Origin of the sequence: Paraburkholderia sp. NPDC080076, assembly GCF_050281145.1 — a bacterium.
GTDB lineage: Bacteria > Pseudomonadota > Gammaproteobacteria > Burkholderiales > Burkholderiaceae > Paraburkholderia.
In genome coordinates this window covers 119,518-135,174 of the sequence record NZ_JBNNWQ010000001.1, presented here as the reverse complement: position 1 = coordinate 135,174, position 15,657 = coordinate 119,518, and the positions used below count along the sequence as shown (strand labels likewise).

The 15,657-nt window shown below is 64.3% G+C and carries 14 protein-coding genes and 1 pseudogene; 7 read left to right on the top strand and 8 right to left on the bottom strand.

Annotated features, from left to right (window positions below):
• Position 1: 1 nt before the first annotated feature.
• Positions 2 to 1,588, bottom strand: coding sequence for an alpha/beta hydrolase family protein (locus ACQKRQ_RS00545; protein ID WP_427474652.1), 1,587 nt, complete (start codon positions 1,586 to 1,588; stop codon positions 2 to 4).
• Between the two features lie 213 nt (positions 1,589 to 1,801).
• Here ACQKRQ_RS00545 and ACQKRQ_RS00540 point away from each other — a divergent pair.
• Positions 1,802 to 1,896: pseudogene (locus ACQKRQ_RS00540) on the top strand (SDR family oxidoreductase); the annotation flags it as partial.
• Positions 1,897 to 2,049: 153 nt separating this feature from the next.
• Here ACQKRQ_RS00540 and ACQKRQ_RS00535 read toward each other — a convergent pair.
• Both ACQKRQ_RS00535 and ACQKRQ_RS00530 read right to left on the bottom strand, forming a co-directional pair.
• Positions 2,050 to 2,757: a dienelactone hydrolase family protein gene (locus ACQKRQ_RS00535; protein WP_132378700.1), complete on the bottom strand. Its 708-nt coding sequence runs from the start codon at positions 2,755 to 2,757 to the stop codon at positions 2,050 to 2,052.
• 226 nt (positions 2,758 to 2,983) lie between these two features.
• Positions 2,984 to 3,877: an SDR family oxidoreductase gene (locus ACQKRQ_RS00530; RefSeq protein WP_427474651.1), complete on the bottom strand. Its 894-nt coding sequence runs from the start codon at positions 3,875 to 3,877 to the stop codon at positions 2,984 to 2,986.
• 175 nt (positions 3,878 to 4,052) lie between these two features.
• On the opposite strand from ACQKRQ_RS00530, the gene ACQKRQ_RS00525 reads away from it, so the two are divergent.
• Complete coding sequence (locus ACQKRQ_RS00525; protein ID WP_427474650.1) at positions 4,053 to 5,399, top strand: PQQ-dependent sugar dehydrogenase; 1,347 nt, start codon at positions 4,053 to 4,055, stop codon at positions 5,397 to 5,399.
• Positions 5,400 to 5,465: 66 nt separating this feature from the next.
• On the opposite strand, the gene ACQKRQ_RS00520 is transcribed toward ACQKRQ_RS00525, so the two are convergent.
• The 3 genes from ACQKRQ_RS00520 to ACQKRQ_RS00510 form a co-directional block, all read right to left on the bottom strand.
• Entirely contained in the window at positions 5,466 to 6,476 is a 1,011-nt protein-coding gene (locus ACQKRQ_RS00520; protein ID WP_427476026.1) for a porin, read from the bottom strand.
• Positions 6,477 to 6,782: 306 nt separating this feature from the next.
• Positions 6,783 to 8,420 (bottom strand): methyl-accepting chemotaxis protein, encoded by a 1,638-nt coding sequence (locus ACQKRQ_RS00515; protein WP_427474649.1) that lies wholly within the window; start codon positions 8,418 to 8,420, stop codon positions 6,783 to 6,785.
• Between the two features lie 204 nt (positions 8,421 to 8,624).
• The gene (locus ACQKRQ_RS00510; RefSeq protein WP_427474648.1) at positions 8,625 to 9,392 is read right to left on the bottom strand and encodes a DUF899 domain-containing protein; all 768 of its coding nucleotides are present in this window, start codon (positions 9,390 to 9,392) and stop codon (positions 8,625 to 8,627) included.
• Between the two features lie 107 nt (positions 9,393 to 9,499).
• On the opposite strand from ACQKRQ_RS00510, the gene ACQKRQ_RS00505 reads away from it, so the two are divergent.
• Both ACQKRQ_RS00505 and ACQKRQ_RS00500 read left to right on the top strand, forming a co-directional pair.
• The gene (locus ACQKRQ_RS00505) at positions 9,500 to 10,720 is read left to right on the top strand and encodes a helix-turn-helix domain-containing protein (protein ID WP_427474647.1); all 1,221 of its coding nucleotides are present in this window, start codon (positions 9,500 to 9,502) and stop codon (positions 10,718 to 10,720) included.
• 32 nt (positions 10,721 to 10,752) lie between these two features.
• Positions 10,753 to 11,385, top strand: a complete 633-nt coding sequence (locus tag ACQKRQ_RS00500) for a DUF5074 domain-containing protein (RefSeq protein ID WP_427474646.1) — start codon at positions 10,753 to 10,755, stop codon at positions 11,383 to 11,385.
• 56 nt (positions 11,386 to 11,441) lie between these two features.
• Here the strand turns inward: ACQKRQ_RS00500 and ACQKRQ_RS00495 are convergent, their stop codons facing one another.
• Positions 11,442 to 12,326, bottom strand: a complete 885-nt coding sequence (locus tag ACQKRQ_RS00495; RefSeq protein WP_427474645.1) for a LysR family transcriptional regulator — start codon at positions 12,324 to 12,326, stop codon at positions 11,442 to 11,444.
• A 118-nt stretch (positions 12,327 to 12,444) separates the two neighbouring features.
• Here ACQKRQ_RS00495 and ACQKRQ_RS00490 point away from each other — a divergent pair, with 118 nt between their 5' ends.
• Positions 12,445 to 13,323 carry an SDR family oxidoreductase gene (locus tag ACQKRQ_RS00490; RefSeq protein ID WP_427474644.1) on the top strand — a complete coding sequence of 293 codons (879 nt, stop codon included), beginning with the start codon at positions 12,445 to 12,447 and terminating at the stop codon, positions 13,321 to 13,323.
• Between the two features lie 157 nt (positions 13,324 to 13,480).
• On the opposite strand, the gene ACQKRQ_RS00485 is transcribed toward ACQKRQ_RS00490, so the two are convergent.
• A complete protein-coding gene (locus ACQKRQ_RS00485; protein ID WP_427474643.1) occupies positions 13,481 to 13,786 on the bottom strand; it encodes a hypothetical protein in 306 nt (101 codons plus the stop codon).
• A 121-nt stretch (positions 13,787 to 13,907) separates the two neighbouring features.
• Here ACQKRQ_RS00485 and ACQKRQ_RS00480 point away from each other — a divergent pair, with 121 nt between their 5' ends.
• Together ACQKRQ_RS00480 and ACQKRQ_RS00475 are read left to right on the top strand one after the other, a co-directional pair.
• Positions 13,908 to 14,585, top strand: a complete 678-nt coding sequence (locus tag ACQKRQ_RS00480; protein WP_427474642.1) for a hypothetical protein — start codon at positions 13,908 to 13,910, stop codon at positions 14,583 to 14,585.
• A 107-nt stretch (positions 14,586 to 14,692) separates the two neighbouring features.
• Positions 14,693 to 15,556, top strand: coding sequence for an intradiol ring-cleavage dioxygenase (locus ACQKRQ_RS00475; protein WP_132378720.1), 864 nt, complete (start codon positions 14,693 to 14,695; stop codon positions 15,554 to 15,556).
• The last annotated feature ends 101 nt before the right edge of the window (positions 15,557 to 15,657 follow it).

Here is a 15,657-nt window from a genome sequence, read left to right as displayed (position 1 = left end):
CTCAGAAGGTGTCGAAGAACGCCCGCGCCGCCACCAGGCAGAATGACGCGACCAGTTGGCCATGATAGGCCCGCAGCACCGCTGACGCCCCGCCGTCGGTCGCACCACCGGCCACGGCCTGACTCGCGACCTCCGCCTTCGCACTCGCGAACTCCCGCTTGATGGACGCATACGGATCGCCGGGCCCGACAACGGGAGAGTCTACATCCAGCACGGACGTGAGCCCCGCGGGCACTTTGGCGTTCTGCCAATACGCCTGCTCGATGCGCGCGTTGAAAAAGAACACCGTGGGATCCGACTCGCCGCCACACATCAAAACGGGCGTAACCGGCAGCCAGTTGCGCAAGTCGTTGCGCTTGAACGCCTGGCGCAAGGGATGCAGCGGATTCGCGGCCGGTTTCATCGCAAGCGTCGGGTTGGGAAACGCACCGTCGGGATTGGCGGCGGCGTCCTCCAGCAGCGTCAGGCGATAGGCGTTGCGCACGAGGTTGGGATTGCCGAATCCCGCGGCAAACAGCGGTGTCAAGGCGGGCGGCGTCAAAGGCGGCGAAGCAGGCGGCGTCATCGAGGCGAACTGCGGCGCGGGCGGCAACTTGCTGAAGAGATGCGCGGACGGCAGTTTGCCCGTGGTGAATAGCGTATTGAGCGGCTGCAGGCTCGGCAGCAGCGTTTCGATACCCGGCGCGTAGGCCGCGTCGTAGAAGTCGCCGGGGCGGCGGTAGATATTCTCGTAGGCATGCTGATAACCCGTCACGAGCAGCGTCGAGAAGAGCGTCGAGCCCAGGTTGACCTCGCCTTCGATGAGTGCGTCGGCGGTAGCGGCGAGTGCGTATGGCCCCGAACCCGGTGCGGACGCTGTCACCTTGACGCCAGCCGCCTGCAGCGCGCGATGCGTTGCCATTGCAACGAAGCCGCCTTGCGAATAGCCGGTGACGAACAGCTTGCCGTTTTCGCGCGGCCTGCTGTCCGGCGCTATTCCGGCTAGCGCCGCGCGCGCAGCCCGCAACGAGTCGATCATATCGGCGGATTGCTGGTCGGCATTGAGATACGGGTGGTACGGGAGGTCGGAGCCGGCGTAGCCCGCGTAGTTGGTCGCCACCACGATATAGCCTTGCGCCGCATACATGGCCGCCACGCTGATGCCTTCCCCGGCGCCGTCGCCGTTGCCCGGGTCCGTTTGCGTGATATCGGCGAGGTTGTAGTTGCGATACGCGGTGGTGCCGTGTGCATAGAGCATCAGCGGAAGCGCTCGGCTGCATGCCGCCGAACGCCCCGAAGGGATCATCAACGCACCGCTCGCGTTGGTGGGCTCGCCCGCGCCGCCGATGGTCCCGTAGCGAAAGCTCACGATCTCGATGCCGCACGCGGGCGCGCCGGCAATCTGCACGAGCCGCCGGCCGCCCGCGCTCGACGCCAGCAATTTTGAAAACGCCGCGGCGCTCAGCGTGAGCGTGACGCGGTGATCGAGAAGCTGGCCGCGCGCATGGCACCCTTCGTCGCATCCGGAGTCGGCTTGCGCAGCGGCACTGGCGCCCAACGTGAAACATGTCAGCAGCCCGAGGGCCGCGCTTCGCATCGCTACAGACATGTGAGGCTCCGTCTTGTTGGTATGACGACGAGTGGGCGGCCTTGCAGAGTGACAGGAGTATAGGTAAACGGGTCGGCGCGCCGCCAGCCTGACCGCTCTGGAAATGCGGTGGCGCCAGGTGTGGTTGAAACCGATATGTCGAACTTCACGAAGACCGGCGCGGGAGGCGCGGTGACGCTTGAGATGCAGGCATTGAAACGCGTGGCGCAAGCGGATGACATCGGCGGCGCGGTGCCTTTCTCGCCTCGGATGCCGCTCGCCGGATTACCGGCGAAACGTTGCATGTCGACGGCGGGTCAAAACTCTGAATCCGTAAAGCGATTCTGTTTGCGATCCCGCCGGGAAGCCTTTCTGGAATGCCGCCCATGCGTGGCTGCACGCCCGCGGACTTCACCGGCGCGACCCGACGCGCTTCGCCCCGTTAGCCGGACGTAGCGCGTCTCAAGCGGCGAGCGAGCCGCTTACTTCCACAAGGTGCGGCCGAAAAACGTCAGCGTGCGATCCCAAGCCAATTGCGACCACACCGGATCGAACTGCGTCCTGGCGATACGGCCCGGACCGACCGCCGTTTCGTTCGCGAACGCGTGGTGTGCGAGATAGCGGTGAAACTCGACGTCGACATTTGCGTCTTTCAGTTTCCTCTCCAGCGCGTCGACCGTTTCAGACACGAAGAACTCGTCTTGCGTCGCCCAGTGACCGATCAGCGGCGCCTTGATTTTCGAAGCGTCGATATATTCCAGCGGCGGGAAGCCGTACCAGACCACGCCGGCCGACACTTCCGGGATATTGCACAGCGCGAGCAAGGTCAGCGCGCCGCCCATGCAAAAGCCTGTCACGCCGACATTCGTCGCGTGCTGCTTCAGATATTGGACAGCGCCGCGCACATCCTGAGTAGCGGCGTCGCCGAAATTGAGCCCGTCGAGCAGATGGTGGGCTTCTTCCTCTTCCACCGTCGTTTTGCCTCGAAAGAGATCGGGCACCAGCGCCAGATAGCCGGCCTGCGCGAGCCGGTCCGCCACACCGCGAATCTGGTCGTTGACGCCCCACCACTCCTGAATCACGACGATGGCGGGCGCGCCCTCCAGCTTCTGCGGCTTGGCCAGATAGCCCTGGATCTGCTGGCCGTCGGGCCGGTTAAAGGTGATCATCGAACCTGCTGCCTGTTTCATCAGTTGCTCCTCGAAGTAGACGAAAGCGCTAGCATAGTCCTAGCATGGCAGGTTCTGCTCGCCCGCTGCCGCGTCCGGCCGGTCGATGCGAACAGCGCGCCGTGCAGCGAAGGAATGTGCCGCTTGGCGCCAGCTTGACCTGGTCGAGTTGCAACGTCATGAAAGGCCGCTCCGCGTCGTCGATGGAATCCACGGCCATCAAGAAGGCCGAGCGGCAAGTTGCGCCTCAGGTCTGGAAATAGCGCGGCCGGTCGAGGTCGGCGATCAAGCCCGGCTGCTTCGGTTCCCAGTCAAGCAGCTTGCGCGTCTGCTCGCTCGAAGTCGCGGCATCCATTCCGGCAAACAGCGCGAACCAGCCGAAATGGTGGGCCGCCTCATCAACCGATTGCGCGACGACCGGCACGTTCAGGCGTCGGCCGATCACACCGGCGATCTCGTTGAACGGCACACCTTCTTCGGCAATGGCGTGATACCGGCTGCCGGCGGCGCCGCGTTCGAGCGCGAGCCTGTAGACGCGCGCGGCGTCGAGCCGGTGCACGGCGGGCCAGCGGTTGAGGCCCTCGCCGACGGTCGCCGAGACGCCCTTTTCGCGCGCTAGACCGATGAGATGCGGAACGAAAGCATGGTCGCCATCGCCATGCACCGACGGCGGCAGACGAACCACCGACGCACGCACGCCGCGCTCCACCAGCGACGCAGCCGTCGCCTCCGACACGCGAGGATAGGCGTCGGAGCGTGGAACCGGCGCGTCGTCCTCGGTCGCGAGGCGGCCCGACGCCAGCAGCGCGACCCCGGACGTGACGAGGAGCGGCCGCTCCGAGCCGACGAGCACGGAGCCGAGCGCTTCGATGGCGCGCCGGTCCAGCTCGCAGTTCTCCGCGAATCGGGAGAAGTCGTGGTTGAAGGCGGTATGAATGACACCGTCCGCAGCGGCCGCTCCGGCTTTGAGGCTGTCGAGATCCTCGAGCGAACCGCGCAGGACCTCCGCTCCGGTCCTGGCCAGAGACTCGGCCGCGGCGTCCGAGCGTACCAGGCCGAGCACGGAATGTCCGGCGGCAATGAGTTCGGCAACGACGGCGGAGCCGACGAATCCCGTCGCTCCGGTAACAAAGACGCGCATCGTAAGACCCTCCAGTTGAAAACGAAGGTCGACTATCGGCGGGTTTCCTTCCGAGGTGAAGTAGTGACGTTTTAGGGGTATACGGACTAACAGGCTGCGCCGTTCAGGCGCCAGGCAAGCATCTTGCTGAGCTTACCGAAGATGGGTCGTGCATCTTTACTGCCGGGAGCGCGGGATGCGTCAGTTAAACTGCTTTGTCTTATTCATGCTGCTGCCGCTCGCCGCGTGCGCGGCGGGGCCGTCGAGCCCCACCGATACCGGCTTTGGGCCGTCACCCGTATTGCCCGCGCCGGAACCGTCGCTGGTTACCACGGTCAACATCGCGCCCGTCCGGCCGAGAACCGCCGACTTTCTCCCGACCGCTCCCAACGGCTTTGTCGTGACGGAATTCGCTCGCGGGCTGACTCACCCGCGCTGGCTCTACCCGTTGCCGAACGGCGACGTGCTCGTGGCGGAAAGCAACGCGCCGCAGCGACACGACGAAGGCAGCGGCGTATTCGGCTGGATTAGAAAGCAGGTCATGAAGCGCGCGGGAGCGGGCACACCGAGCCCCGACCGTATCGTGCTATTGCGCGATACCACCGGCAGCGGCGTCGCCGATCAACAGACGGTGTTCCTACGTGGCCTGCACTCGCCGTTCGGCATGGCGCTGATCGGCAACCAGCTCTATGTCGCCGACACGGACGCCATCCTGCGCTTCGACTACACGCCCGGCGCGACCCGGATCGACGCGCCCGGCGTGAAGGTGGCTGATTTGCCGGCTGGCCCAATCAATCATCACTGGACCAAAAACATCCTGGCCGACCGTTCGGGCAAGCATCTCTACGTGACGGTGGGATCGAACAGCAACGCGGGCGAAAACGGCGCCGAGGCCGAAGCGGACCGCGCACGGATTCTCGAATTCGACGTGGCGTCCGGCCAGATGCGGCCCTTCGCGACCGGCTTGCGCAACCCCAACGGACTGTCCTGGCAGCCGGAGAGCGGCGCGCTGTGGACTGCCGTCAACGAACGGGACGACCTGGGCAACAACCTCGTGCCGGATTACATGACTGCCGTGAAAGACGGTGCGTTTTACGGGTTTCCTTACAGCTATTACGGCCAGCATGTCGACACGCGCGTCAAGCCTCAGCGCCCCGACCTGGTCGCCACGGCAATCGCACCGGACTATGCGCTCGGCAACCATACGGCATCGCTCGGGCTGGTTTTTTACGACCGGACGCTATTCCCCGCGCATTACCGCGGCGGCGCTTTTGTCGGTCAGCATGGGTCATGGAATCGCAAGCCGTACAGCGGCTACAAAGTGGTGTTCATCCCATTCGTCAAAGGCCAACCCGCGGGCGATCCGGAAGATTTCCTGAGCGGATTTCTGACCGCCGACGGTCACGCCGTGGGCCGGCCAGTCGGTGTCGCACTGGATAAGCGCGGGGCGCTGCTGGTGGCGGACGACGTCGGCAATACGGTCTGGCGCGTGGCCCCGCGCACCGATACCGGCGCGGCAGTTGGCACGTCGCCCGCTCAATGACAGCGGATCCGCCTGCCACTTGCGTGGCATAACAACGGACGATCCACTTCAGTCTGCTCACGCAGATCAGAAGCGCTCCAACACGCCAAGCTGCACACCCTTGACCGGCGCGCCGGGATACGCGACCGGCAGCCCGATCACGTTGACGCCGCGCAGCGTGAAGCTCGCATCGTCGTGATTCGCCAGATAGGCCGCGCTGAAATAGAACAGCAAAGTACGCGAAACGTTGTATTCGAACGCCATGCTGAACTGGTCGGCGCTCGCGCCCGCGCCGGTATAGTCGCGCACGTGCGCATAGCCCAGTGACGCGCGCGCATTCGCAGAAAAGCTGTATTGCGCTGAGAGCGATCCGCCCGCGCCGTGATAAAGCGGCGTGCCGCCATCGCCGTTGAAGAACGCGAGCCACACCCGCACTTTATCGATCGCGTAGGTCGCGCCGCCGAGATTCGCCCGCAGCGCGCCCGCGCCGTGCGTCTGCTGACGCGCGTACAACAGCCTGAGGTTGTCGAGCTGGTAGGTGGCGGTGACGTAGTATCCGTCGATACCGTTGCCGTCGTTCTCCGACGGATCGCGCGTGGCCATCATGACCGTCGCGCTGAATCCGCCGACGACCGGCGACAGATACTCGATCGCGTTGCTCGCGTAGGGTGTGATCTTCGACAGGTTGTTCAGCCCGGACGCGATCGTGCCGGCGCCGAACGCATCGAGGTCGCCCTTGAACGGGATATAGATGGGCGAATATTGCCGGCCGAAGCGCACCTCGCCCCAGGCGTTCCGCGCGCCGATCCACGCCTGGCGGTTGAATAGAACACCGGGAGTCTGAAGCGTGCCGTCGACCGAGCTAAAGCCGTTTTCCAGCGTGAAGAGCAGGTCGGTGCCGTTGCCGAGCGGCTCGCTGCCCCGCAAGCCGACCCGCGAACCGCGATAGGCTCCCGAGTCCAGACGTGGGGTCCAGCCGGACCCTGGGTCGGTTACTTCGAGACTCGTGTCCAGCACGCCATACAGCGTAACGGTGCCCCCGCCGCCATCCGAGGCCGCCGCGCTCTGCAAGCAAAATAGCAGCCCCGCGCCGCCCATGCCCGCGCGCCAGCCCACGCGACGGCTCCAGGCGGCGATCTGCGCGACCGGATCCCACTTTCGTCGCGGCTTGTCGAGTGAAATTTTCGCGGCGCCGACCAGATGCAGTCCTCCATAGGCACGTCGAACGTGTGTTCCGGAAACGAACTTCTGCCATGTTGAGACAGGACGCTCGCCGCCGAATCACGAGTGGGATGTGAACAGGCATTGAACGGTCCAGCAGCGAACATAACAGACCTGAGCCGGTTTGCAATTTTCAGCGCCCTTAATTCGGAGCGTTCAGGTGCGTCTATGGGTGAGCAACGCTCAAACGACGGCTGCGAATTCGCGTGCTTCTTTCGCCGACGGCCTATGGACCCGCAACGACCCGCCTTCGTCGCCGGAACCCTGCGGCTCCAAGTTGAACTGGCTGATCGACACTTGCAGCAGCCGCGCCTGTTCGGTCAGCGTCTGCGCCACCGCCGCGGCCTGCTCGACCAGCGCCGCGTTTTGCTGCGTCACGCTATCCATCTGCGCGACGGCGTCGCCGACCTGATTGATACCGGCGCTTTGCTCGGCAGCCGCCGCCGCGATCTCGCGCATGACGCCCGACACTTTTGCAATGGCCTCGCGCGCGGAGTGAATCGTCGCGCCGGTTTGCCCGACGAATTCGGCGCCGGTCCCCACCTTGTCCACCGCGCGGCTGATCAACGTGCGGATTTCCTTCGCGGCCGCCGCGCTGCGCTGCGCGAGCGTGCGCACCTCGCCGGCGACCACCGCGAAACCACGCCCCGCATCGCCGGCCCGGGCCGCTTCCACCGCCGCGTTCAGCGCGAGAATATTGGTCTGAAAGGCGATGCCTTCGATGACCGAGATGATCTCCACCATCTTGTGCGATTCCGTCGATATCTCCTGCATCGTCGATACCGCTTGCGCCGCCATTTCGCCGCCGCGATTGACGATCTGCTCCGCGCCGGAGGTCAGTTGGCTCGCTGTCTGAGCGTTCTCCGCCGTCTGTCGCACCATTGCCGTCATCTGTTCCATGCTCGCCGCGGTCTCCTCGAGCGACGCCGCCTGATTCTCCGTGCGTGCCGACAGATCCGAGTTGCCGCCGGCAATCTCGCGCGCGCCTGTCGCAACCTTGTCGGCCGCGCCCTTGATCTGTTCGATCGTGTGGGCCAGCGCGTCGCGCATGCGCTGCATGGTGTAAAGCAGGCTCGAGTCGTCGCCGTGACGGAGGTCGATGGGAATGGCCAAGTTGCCCTGCGTGATTTCACCGGCCACTTGCGCTACGTAGGCCGGATCGCCGCCGATCGTGCGCTGGATGCTGCGATTGGTCAGCGAGACCAGCGCCGACAGCAGCAGCGCGACGACGGCAAAGATTCCGCCGACGAAATACAGCGACTCCTTGAACGCGGCGTCGATGTCGTCCACGTAAGCGCCCGTTGCGATGATCCAGTCCCACGGCGCGTAACGCACGACGTAGCCGATCTTGCCGACCGCGGCGGCGGGCGGGTTCTGCGGATGCGGAAACACGTAGTCGACGAAACCGCCGTTCGGCGCCTGCGCGACCTTGGCGAATGTCACGTAGTGGTAACGGCCGTCGGCATCGGCGGTGCCGGCAAGATCCTTGCCGTTCAACGCGGGCTTCATTGCATGCATGACCATGCGCGGTGTCGAATCGATCACGAGGAAGTAGCCGTCCTCGCCGTAACGTACACCGCGCAGCCGTTCGAGCGCCTGCCGGCGGGCGTCCGCTTCGCTGAGCGCGCCGCTTTGCGCCAGCGCCGCATATTCCGTCACGATACTGAGCCCGACATGGGCCACGTTGACCAGATCGTTCTTGCGCTCCTCGATGCGGGTCTGCCGCGACAGCCACGCCGCCGACACCGACACGGCGAGAAGTGCCACGAGGCTGACGACCAGCGGCAGCCAGAGCTTCTGTGTGAAACTGAATCGGACCATGCACGCGCCCCGCATCTGTATCGAATGATCGAGCCGGGTCTCATCATGGCAACACGTGCCGATATCGGAATCGACACGTCGTTGCTTGGATGCGACCACCCGATTCATTTATCGGCAATCGCGTGCATGTTTTGTGTAGAGACAAACCCTTTACGGGGAATGAGCGAGCCTGAGCTACAGCAATGCGTTCGGCCCGCAGTTGCCTCAGTGCTTCTCATACTCGTCATGCCGACGCCACCACACCCCCGTTTCGTTACGCCCTTTGGGCGCGCGGTCGAGCCACTGATACATGCCCCACAGCGCGTCCACGCCGCGCCCATAAGTGGAATACGTGTGGTACACCACGCCGTCTTCGAGCACGAACGCGCTCATGCCGGGCCGGTCGAGCGAATACGTCGGCGCGTCGGTCCCGCAGGCGACCGCGAACTCGACCACGGGCGCCGGCGCCGGTGTCGCATCCATCGCATGGCCGCCACGCTGGAAGTTGTATTCGACGCTTCCTTCGCGTTGCTGCTGCTCGGTGAACGAGACGTTGATATCGAAGTTGAAGTCGCTGCCCGCCGACGACGCCCACGGAAACGTCCATCCCATGCGCCGCTTGTACGCCTGCAGCTTCGCGAGCGGCGCGCGCGATACCGCCGTCATCGCGACATCGTGATTCGCCAGATGGACCACGGAACCGTTGAACCCGTCCGCGACCGCCGAACACGACGGGCAGCCCGCGGTGTAGTCGGGGCCGAACATGAAGTGATAGACGAGCAACTGCGAGCGTCCTCGAAAGAGATCGGCCAGCGAGGCGCTGCCTTCATCGGTCTCGAACCGGTAGGCCTTGTCGATTCGCACCCAGGGCAGCGCCTGCCGCCGCCGGACCAGTTCGTCGCTCTGCCGCGTGAGCGCCTTTTCCGCTTCGAGCAGGTCGAGCCGCGCGGCCAGCCATTCTTCCCGTGTGCCGATGCTGTGTTTCGTCGTCATGCTTGCCTCCTTGCTTCGCTATGCGAAGTGCTGTGGGTTGGTCGTGCTAGATTAGCCCCGGGCTTCGAACGACGGGAGTGACAAGTGTGGCGTGATTCACCTGGACCATGGACTCGCTAGTCACGGCGGCGGCGCGCGCGCTCGCCGCGGGCGATCCGCTCGGCGCGCTGAATCGCGTCGCCTTGCGCGACGACGCGCCCGCGCTCGCGTTGCGCGGCATCGCCATGGCGCAGCTCGGCGATCTGGTGCGGGCGAAGGCGCTCGTGCGAAGCGCCGCGCGTGCCTTCGGTGCGCGAGAGCCTGTGGCCCGCGCGCGATGTATCGTCGCCGAGGCCGAGATCGCGCTCGTCTCACGCGATCTGAACTGGCCCACGAAGGCTCTGGAAGCCGCTCGCGCCACGCTCGAAACGCACGGCGACCGGCTCAACGCCGCTCATGCGCGCTATCTCGCGGTGCGGCGCCTGCTGCTGATCGGACGTCTCGACGAAGCCGAACGCGCGCTCGCCGGGCTCGATCCCACACCGTTCCCACCGCCTTTGAGGACCGCGCACGAACTGGTCGTGGCGGGCGTCGCGCTGCGCCGTCTTCAGACCAAAGCAGCGCGCTCCGCGCTCGAACGAGCCCGGCGCGCAGCGGGTCTCGCGGGTATTCCTGCCCTGACGGCGGAGGTCGACAACGCCGCGCTCGTTCTGAACGCACCCGCGGCACGGCTGCTCGCGCGTGGCGAGGAACGCCCGTTGCTGCTCGACGAAGTGGAAGCGCTGCTGGCATCGAAGGCATTGATCGTGGACGCGTGCCGTCACGTCGTGCGCGACGCCGGCGCGGTGATCTCGCTCGCCAGCCGTCCGGTGTTGTTCGTGCTCGCGCGCGCGCTGGCCGAAGCATGGCCGGAGGACGTATCGCGCGACGTGCTCGTCGCGCGAGCCTTCAGGGCCAAGGCCGCCGATGAATCGCATCGCGCGCGCCTGCGGGTCGAACTCGGGCGGCTGCGTTCGGTGCTTCGCGCAGTGGCCAGCGTGAGCGCGACGCGGCGCGGGTTCGCGCTGGTGCCGCGGCATGCGCAGGAGGTAGTCGTGCTGGCGCGGCCTGTCGAGGACAAACATGCGCCCGTGCTTGCCTTGCTCGCCGACGGCGAGTCGTGGGCGAGCTCGGCCCTCGCGCTCGCGCTTGGCGCGAGCCAGCGCACCGTGCAGCGAACCCTCGACACGCTCGCGGCGCAAGGCAAGGTGCAGTCTCTGGGCCAAGGGCGGGCGCGTCGCTGGATGACGCCGCCCATGCCCGGATTCACGACGACCTTGTTACTCCCCGCTCCGTTGCCGGTTGATTAGGATGGCAACACGATAACCACGAGGGACAAACCATGAAACGATCAGCCGCGGAAATCATCAACGAGTACGGCCCCTTTGCGGGCATAGAACGCGTGCATGGCGTAACGTACGACGGCCAGCACGTCTGGTTCGCGACGGGCGACGCGTTGAACGCGCTCGACCCGCAGAGCGGCAAGACGGTCCGCTCGATCAACGTCGCCGCGCACGCGGGTACGGCCTTCGACGGCCAGCATCTGTACCAGATCGCCGAGGACCGTATCCAGAAGATCGATCCCGCCACTGGCAGCGTGCTCGCCACGATCCCCGCGCCCGGCGGCGGTGCCGACTCGGGACTCGCGTGGGCCGAAGGGACACTGTGGGTCGGACAGTATCGGGAGCGCAAAATCCATCAAGTCGATCCGCAGACGGGCGCGATTTTGCGCACCATCGAGTCCAATCGCTTCGTGACCGGCGTCACGTGGGTAGACGGTGAACTTTGGCACGGCACGTGGGAAGGCGACGAAAGCGAATTGCGGCGAATCGATCCGCGCACCGGCGAAGTTCAGGAGCGGCTGGAGATGCCGTCCGGCGTCAGCGTGTCGGGGCTTGAATCGGACGGCGGCGATCGGTTCTTTTGTGGCGGCGGAAGCAGCGGCAAGGTACGGGCGGTGCGGCGGCCTAAGTGAGGTTGTGGGGTGGGGGCCGATTGCAAAAGCAAGCCGCAATCGGCGCCTACATCAGCCTATTTGCGCTCGCGTCCCGGCAAATCCTGCAACAGATCCATGAACGCCCGCACCTTGGCGCTCAGTAGACGCCGCGAGTTGTACAGCGCCCAGATCTCGACCGGCGGCCCATCCGCCACACCCCAACAAACGAGCCGCCCCGCCGCCACATCCTGCTCGACCAACAACTTGGGCAACAGTGAAGCGCCCAGCCCATCGAGCACCGCTTCGCGCACCATCAGCAGCGATGAGAGCCGCAGCACCGGTATCGGCGCAAACGTCCTCACTCCACTTTCCGTGCGCACGCTCCAACTCGCACCCGCCGATGCCGCCACCAGCACGACCGCGGGCACCGCCAACGCGGCAGCGTCGCCGGCGGGCTGAGAAGGTACCGACATCGTGGGCGCCGCGACCATGAGCCGTTCGTCGCCGAGAATGCGCCGCCCCACGAGTTGCTGGTCAGGCGATGGATTGATGCGGATAACCAGGTCGTAGCCGTCCTCCACTGGATCGACGACGCGGTCTTCCGCAATCACTTCGAGCTCGACCTGCGGATAGGCCAACGCAAAACGCGTCGCGATCCGCACCAGCACGACGTGCGCGAACACGACCGGCGCGCTGATCCGCAATCGTCCGCGTGGCACCGGCGCGCGCGACGCCACCGCCTCACCCGCCTCCTGAATTTCCGCCATCAAACCCCGCGTGCGCTCGTGCAGCACGAGACCTTCTTCGGTCAGCCGCAGCGTGCGCGAGCCTCGCTCGATCAGCCGCACGCCAAGCGTTTCCTCCAGTTCCGCCACGCGCCGCGACAACGTGGCCTTGGGGCGGTCGAGCGCCCGGCTAGCCGGGCCGAAGCCGCCGTGCAGCGCCACCGCATTGAAATCGGCCAGTGATGTCAAATCCATGATCGTTCCGAATATGAGACGAGGTGTCTGGATTTTTGCACTTTCGCGGTTCAAATGGAACATCTATTGTGTGGCTACGGGCTGACTTCCAGTCCATCCAACCCTCAAGGAGAAAGTCATGGCAATCCTCGTAACCGGCAGTACGGGCGTAGTAGGTAAGCAGGTCCTCGAACATCTGAGCGGCAGCGGCGCGCAAGTTCGCGCGCTGACTCGCACGCCGGAAAAAGCGCAATTCCCGGACGGCGTCACCGCAGTCCAGGGCGACCTGTCCGACGTGGACGGATTGCGCCGCGCGATGAACGGCGTCAGCACGCTGTTCCTGCTCGCACCCAACGCCCCGGACGAACTGACGCAAGCGCTGCAGACCCTGAGCGTGGCGCGCGAAGCCGACGTGAAAGGCGTCGTGTACCTGTCGGTGTTCAAGGGCGCCGAGTATGTCGACGTGCCGCACTTCACCGGCAAGCACACGGTTGAGCGCATGATCGAGCACTGCGATCTGCCCGCCACCGTGTTGCGCCCCGCGTATTTCATCCAGAACGACGTGCGCCAGAAAGAGCCGCTGCTGACGCACGGCGTGTACGGCATGCCGATCGGCGCCAAAGGTATTTCGATGGTCGACGTGCGCGATATCGGCGAGGCCGCCGCGCGCGAACTGCTGCGCCGCGAGCGGGCCGCGGGCCGCTTGCCTCGTGAGACTTATGAGCTGGTCGGGCCTGACGCGATCACGTCGGAAACCGTGGTGTCGATCTGGGCTGAAGCGCTGGGCCGCACCGTGCGCTACGGTGGCGACGATCTCGACGTGCTGGAACAGCGTTTGAAAGCGGCCGCTCCGGGCTGGCTCGCTTACGACATGCGCCTGATGATGAGCCGCTATCAGCAGGACGGCGCGGTCGCATCGCAAGCGCAAATCGATCATCTCGCGACGCTGCTCGGCCGGCAGCCGCGATCTTATCGGGACTTCGCGGTGGATATGGCGGCGGCCTGGGCGAAGGGTTAATGCCCGAACATATATGCGCCGGCGCGCTGCACGACTTCAACCGCGCGCGCAAGGCGCTGGACTTGATACGCGAGATTGCCGAAGGCGTAGCGTGCGTGAACGCGGGGCGTCGCTTCATGGGATAAAAGGCCCTGCCGAAGCGGAACATTTTGACAACTTAATCTGCATCTTCGACGTACAGCCCTTTGTACTTGACTTGTCCGAACATTAAAACAAATCCAACCGTATCCTGAAGACCTTCATTTACCCCTGCGATTACCACTGCGGCCGGCGCGCTGCGAATCGCCATGCCGATCAGGTCCGGCTTTACGACTCCCATGAGAAGAAGCTCACGGTTTACACCAAGAAGCATGAATGAGCCTGTGCCGCCGAATAGATATCCGGCTGCGCCTTCCACATAGATCGTCCCACCTTCGAGGTTTTCCGGATTACCCGAATTTTCTAAAGCCACCAATAAAAGCATCCCTCAAGTTCTGGATTCACCCGGCCGTTTACATGGCATGCGCCGTGTACCACATCATTCACGCTGCATAAACAACGCTAATTATTGGCCAAAATACCAACCACACTCCTTTCAATTCGTAATGAAAAAGTACATCGCACTCTTTGCCATTGCCGGCGCGCTATTGACGTCAGGCTGCGCGACTGTTTCCACCATGTCGCCGACCACATCGACGAGTTCAGTCGACACCACGAAAAACTCGTACGCGCTAATGACGGTGACGCTCAAGAACGCTTATCACACCAGCTACCAGCCGAGCCCTATCGTCGTGCATATGGAGCGCGGTGCGGCAGACTCGCGGGATGATCGTTTGAATTTCAAATTCGACGATCAAGCCACCACGACGAGCGACACGGGTAATCACTATTTCATTCGCCTCCCGCTCGCGCCGGGCAAATATGTGATGCGCGGCATTACCGGTCAAAGCGGCGTATTCCCGTTCCACGGCATGTTCTTTACGCCGCTTCACGAGGTCGTCGAAATCAAACCGAATTCGATCGTGTATCTCGGCCATATCGACGCCACGATCGTCGAACGTAAAGACGGCGAATTGCGCGCGGGACCGGTCATTCCGCTGGTCGATCAGGCGGTCGCCGGTTTCAGCGGCGGGACGTGGGACATCAGCGTGACCGACCAGTTCGACGACGACGTGACGGCATTCAAAAAGGACTTTCCGGCGCTGACCAACGCATCCATCGATCGTGAAGTGCTGCCCGCCTGGGATAAACAGAAAGCCACCGAATGGTGGAATAACCACTAAATTCAAGCTGCAAATCTGAACGGCGCGCGCAGCGCGAATGGCTTGCCTGCGCCCGATTCCAAACAAGCCGATAATCGCATGACCGACAGGATGGAGACGTCACGGTCATGCGCAATCTCGACGAAAACACGATCACGGAAGCGGTTCTGGCGCGCCACGCGCACGCAGGCGACGAGCGGCTGAAAACCGTCGTCACGAGCCTCGTGCGGCATCTGCATGCGTTCGCGCGCGAGGTGAACCTGAGCGAGAACGAATGGGAACAGGGCATTCGTTTCCTCACCGACGTCGGCCATATCACCGACGACAAACGCCAGGAATTCATCCTGCTCTCGGACACGCTCGGCTTGTCGATGCTCGTCACCGCGATGGCGAACCGCAAGCCGCCGGGCTGCACGGAAGCGACGGTCTTCGGGCCGTTTTTCGTCGAAGGCGCGCCCGCCTATCGAAACGGCGACGACGTGTCCAACGGCGCACGCGGCGAACCCTGCTTCGTGTCGGGAACCGTCAAGGGCGCGGACGGCGAAGCGGTGGCCAACGCACGCATCGAAGTCTGGCAAGCCGACGCGGACGGCTTCTACGACGTGCAACACGCCGGCAACGACACGCATCGCGCCAGAGGCGTGCTCCATAGTCTCGCTGACGGGCGTTATCACTTCCGTTCCATCGTCGCCGAGCCTTACCCGATTCCGCACGACGGTCCGGTCGGGCGCATGCTCGCAGCGCTCGACAGGCATCCGTGGCGTCCGGCCCATCTGCATTTCATGATCACTGCGCCGGGCTACGAGCGCCTCGTCACCCACGTTTTCCGCGAAGGCGACCAGTACCTCGATTCGGACGCGGTGTTCGGCGTTCGCTCATCGCTCGTCGCACAGTGGAAGCACCATGAGGCAGGCACGGCGCCGGACGGTACGTCCATGACTACGCCGTTCAGCACGCTCGAATTCGACTTCGTGCTGAACCGATCCACATAACACGAGTCACTTTTCTATCGCAGAAGACGCATTGAGCCCGCGGATCAAAGCCGGTCGTAGAACCGCTCCGCGTCGACAGGCATTCACCTACTCACTTTGAT

Coding starts and splice junctions, on each gene's coding strand:
- ACQKRQ_RS00505 (WP_427474647.1), top strand. CDS start 9,500: ATGGACTCGCTAGTCACGGCGGCGGCGCGCGCGCTCGCCGCGGGCGAT.
- ACQKRQ_RS00545 (WP_427474652.1), bottom strand. CDS start 1,588: ATGTCTGTAGCGATGCGAAGCGCGGCCCTCGGGCTGCTGACATGTTTC.
- ACQKRQ_RS00510 (WP_427474648.1), bottom strand. CDS start 9,392: ATGACGACGAAACACAGCATCGGCACACGGGAAGAATGGCTGGCCGCG.
- ACQKRQ_RS00495 (WP_427474645.1), bottom strand. CDS start 12,326: ATGGATTTGACATCACTGGCCGATTTCAATGCGGTGGCGCTGCACGGC.
- ACQKRQ_RS00480 (WP_427474642.1), top strand. CDS start 13,908: ATGAAAAAGTACATCGCACTCTTTGCCATTGCCGGCGCGCTATTGACG.
- ACQKRQ_RS00525 (WP_427474650.1), top strand. CDS start 4,053: ATGCGTCAGTTAAACTGCTTTGTCTTATTCATGCTGCTGCCGCTCGCC.
- ACQKRQ_RS00515 (WP_427474649.1), bottom strand. CDS start 8,420: ATGGTCCGATTCAGTTTCACACAGAAGCTCTGGCTGCCGCTGGTCGTC.
- ACQKRQ_RS00485 (WP_427474643.1), bottom strand. CDS start 13,786: ATGCTTTTATTGGTGGCTTTAGAAAATTCGGGTAATCCGGAAAACCTC.
- ACQKRQ_RS00500 (WP_427474646.1), top strand. CDS start 10,753: ATGAAACGATCAGCCGCGGAAATCATCAACGAGTACGGCCCCTTTGCG.
- ACQKRQ_RS00530 (WP_427474651.1), bottom strand. CDS start 3,877: ATGCGCGTCTTTGTTACCGGAGCGACGGGATTCGTCGGCTCCGCCGTC.
- ACQKRQ_RS00475 (WP_132378720.1), top strand. CDS start 14,693: ATGCGCAATCTCGACGAAAACACGATCACGGAAGCGGTTCTGGCGCGC.
- ACQKRQ_RS00490 (WP_427474644.1), top strand. CDS start 12,445: ATGGCAATCCTCGTAACCGGCAGTACGGGCGTAGTAGGTAAGCAGGTC.
- ACQKRQ_RS00535 (WP_132378700.1), bottom strand. CDS start 2,757: ATGAAACAGGCAGCAGGTTCGATGATCACCTTTAACCGGCCCGACGGC.
- ACQKRQ_RS00520 (WP_427476026.1), bottom strand. CDS start 6,476: ATGGGCGGCGCGGGGCTGCTATTTTGCTTGCAGAGCGCGGCGGCCTCG.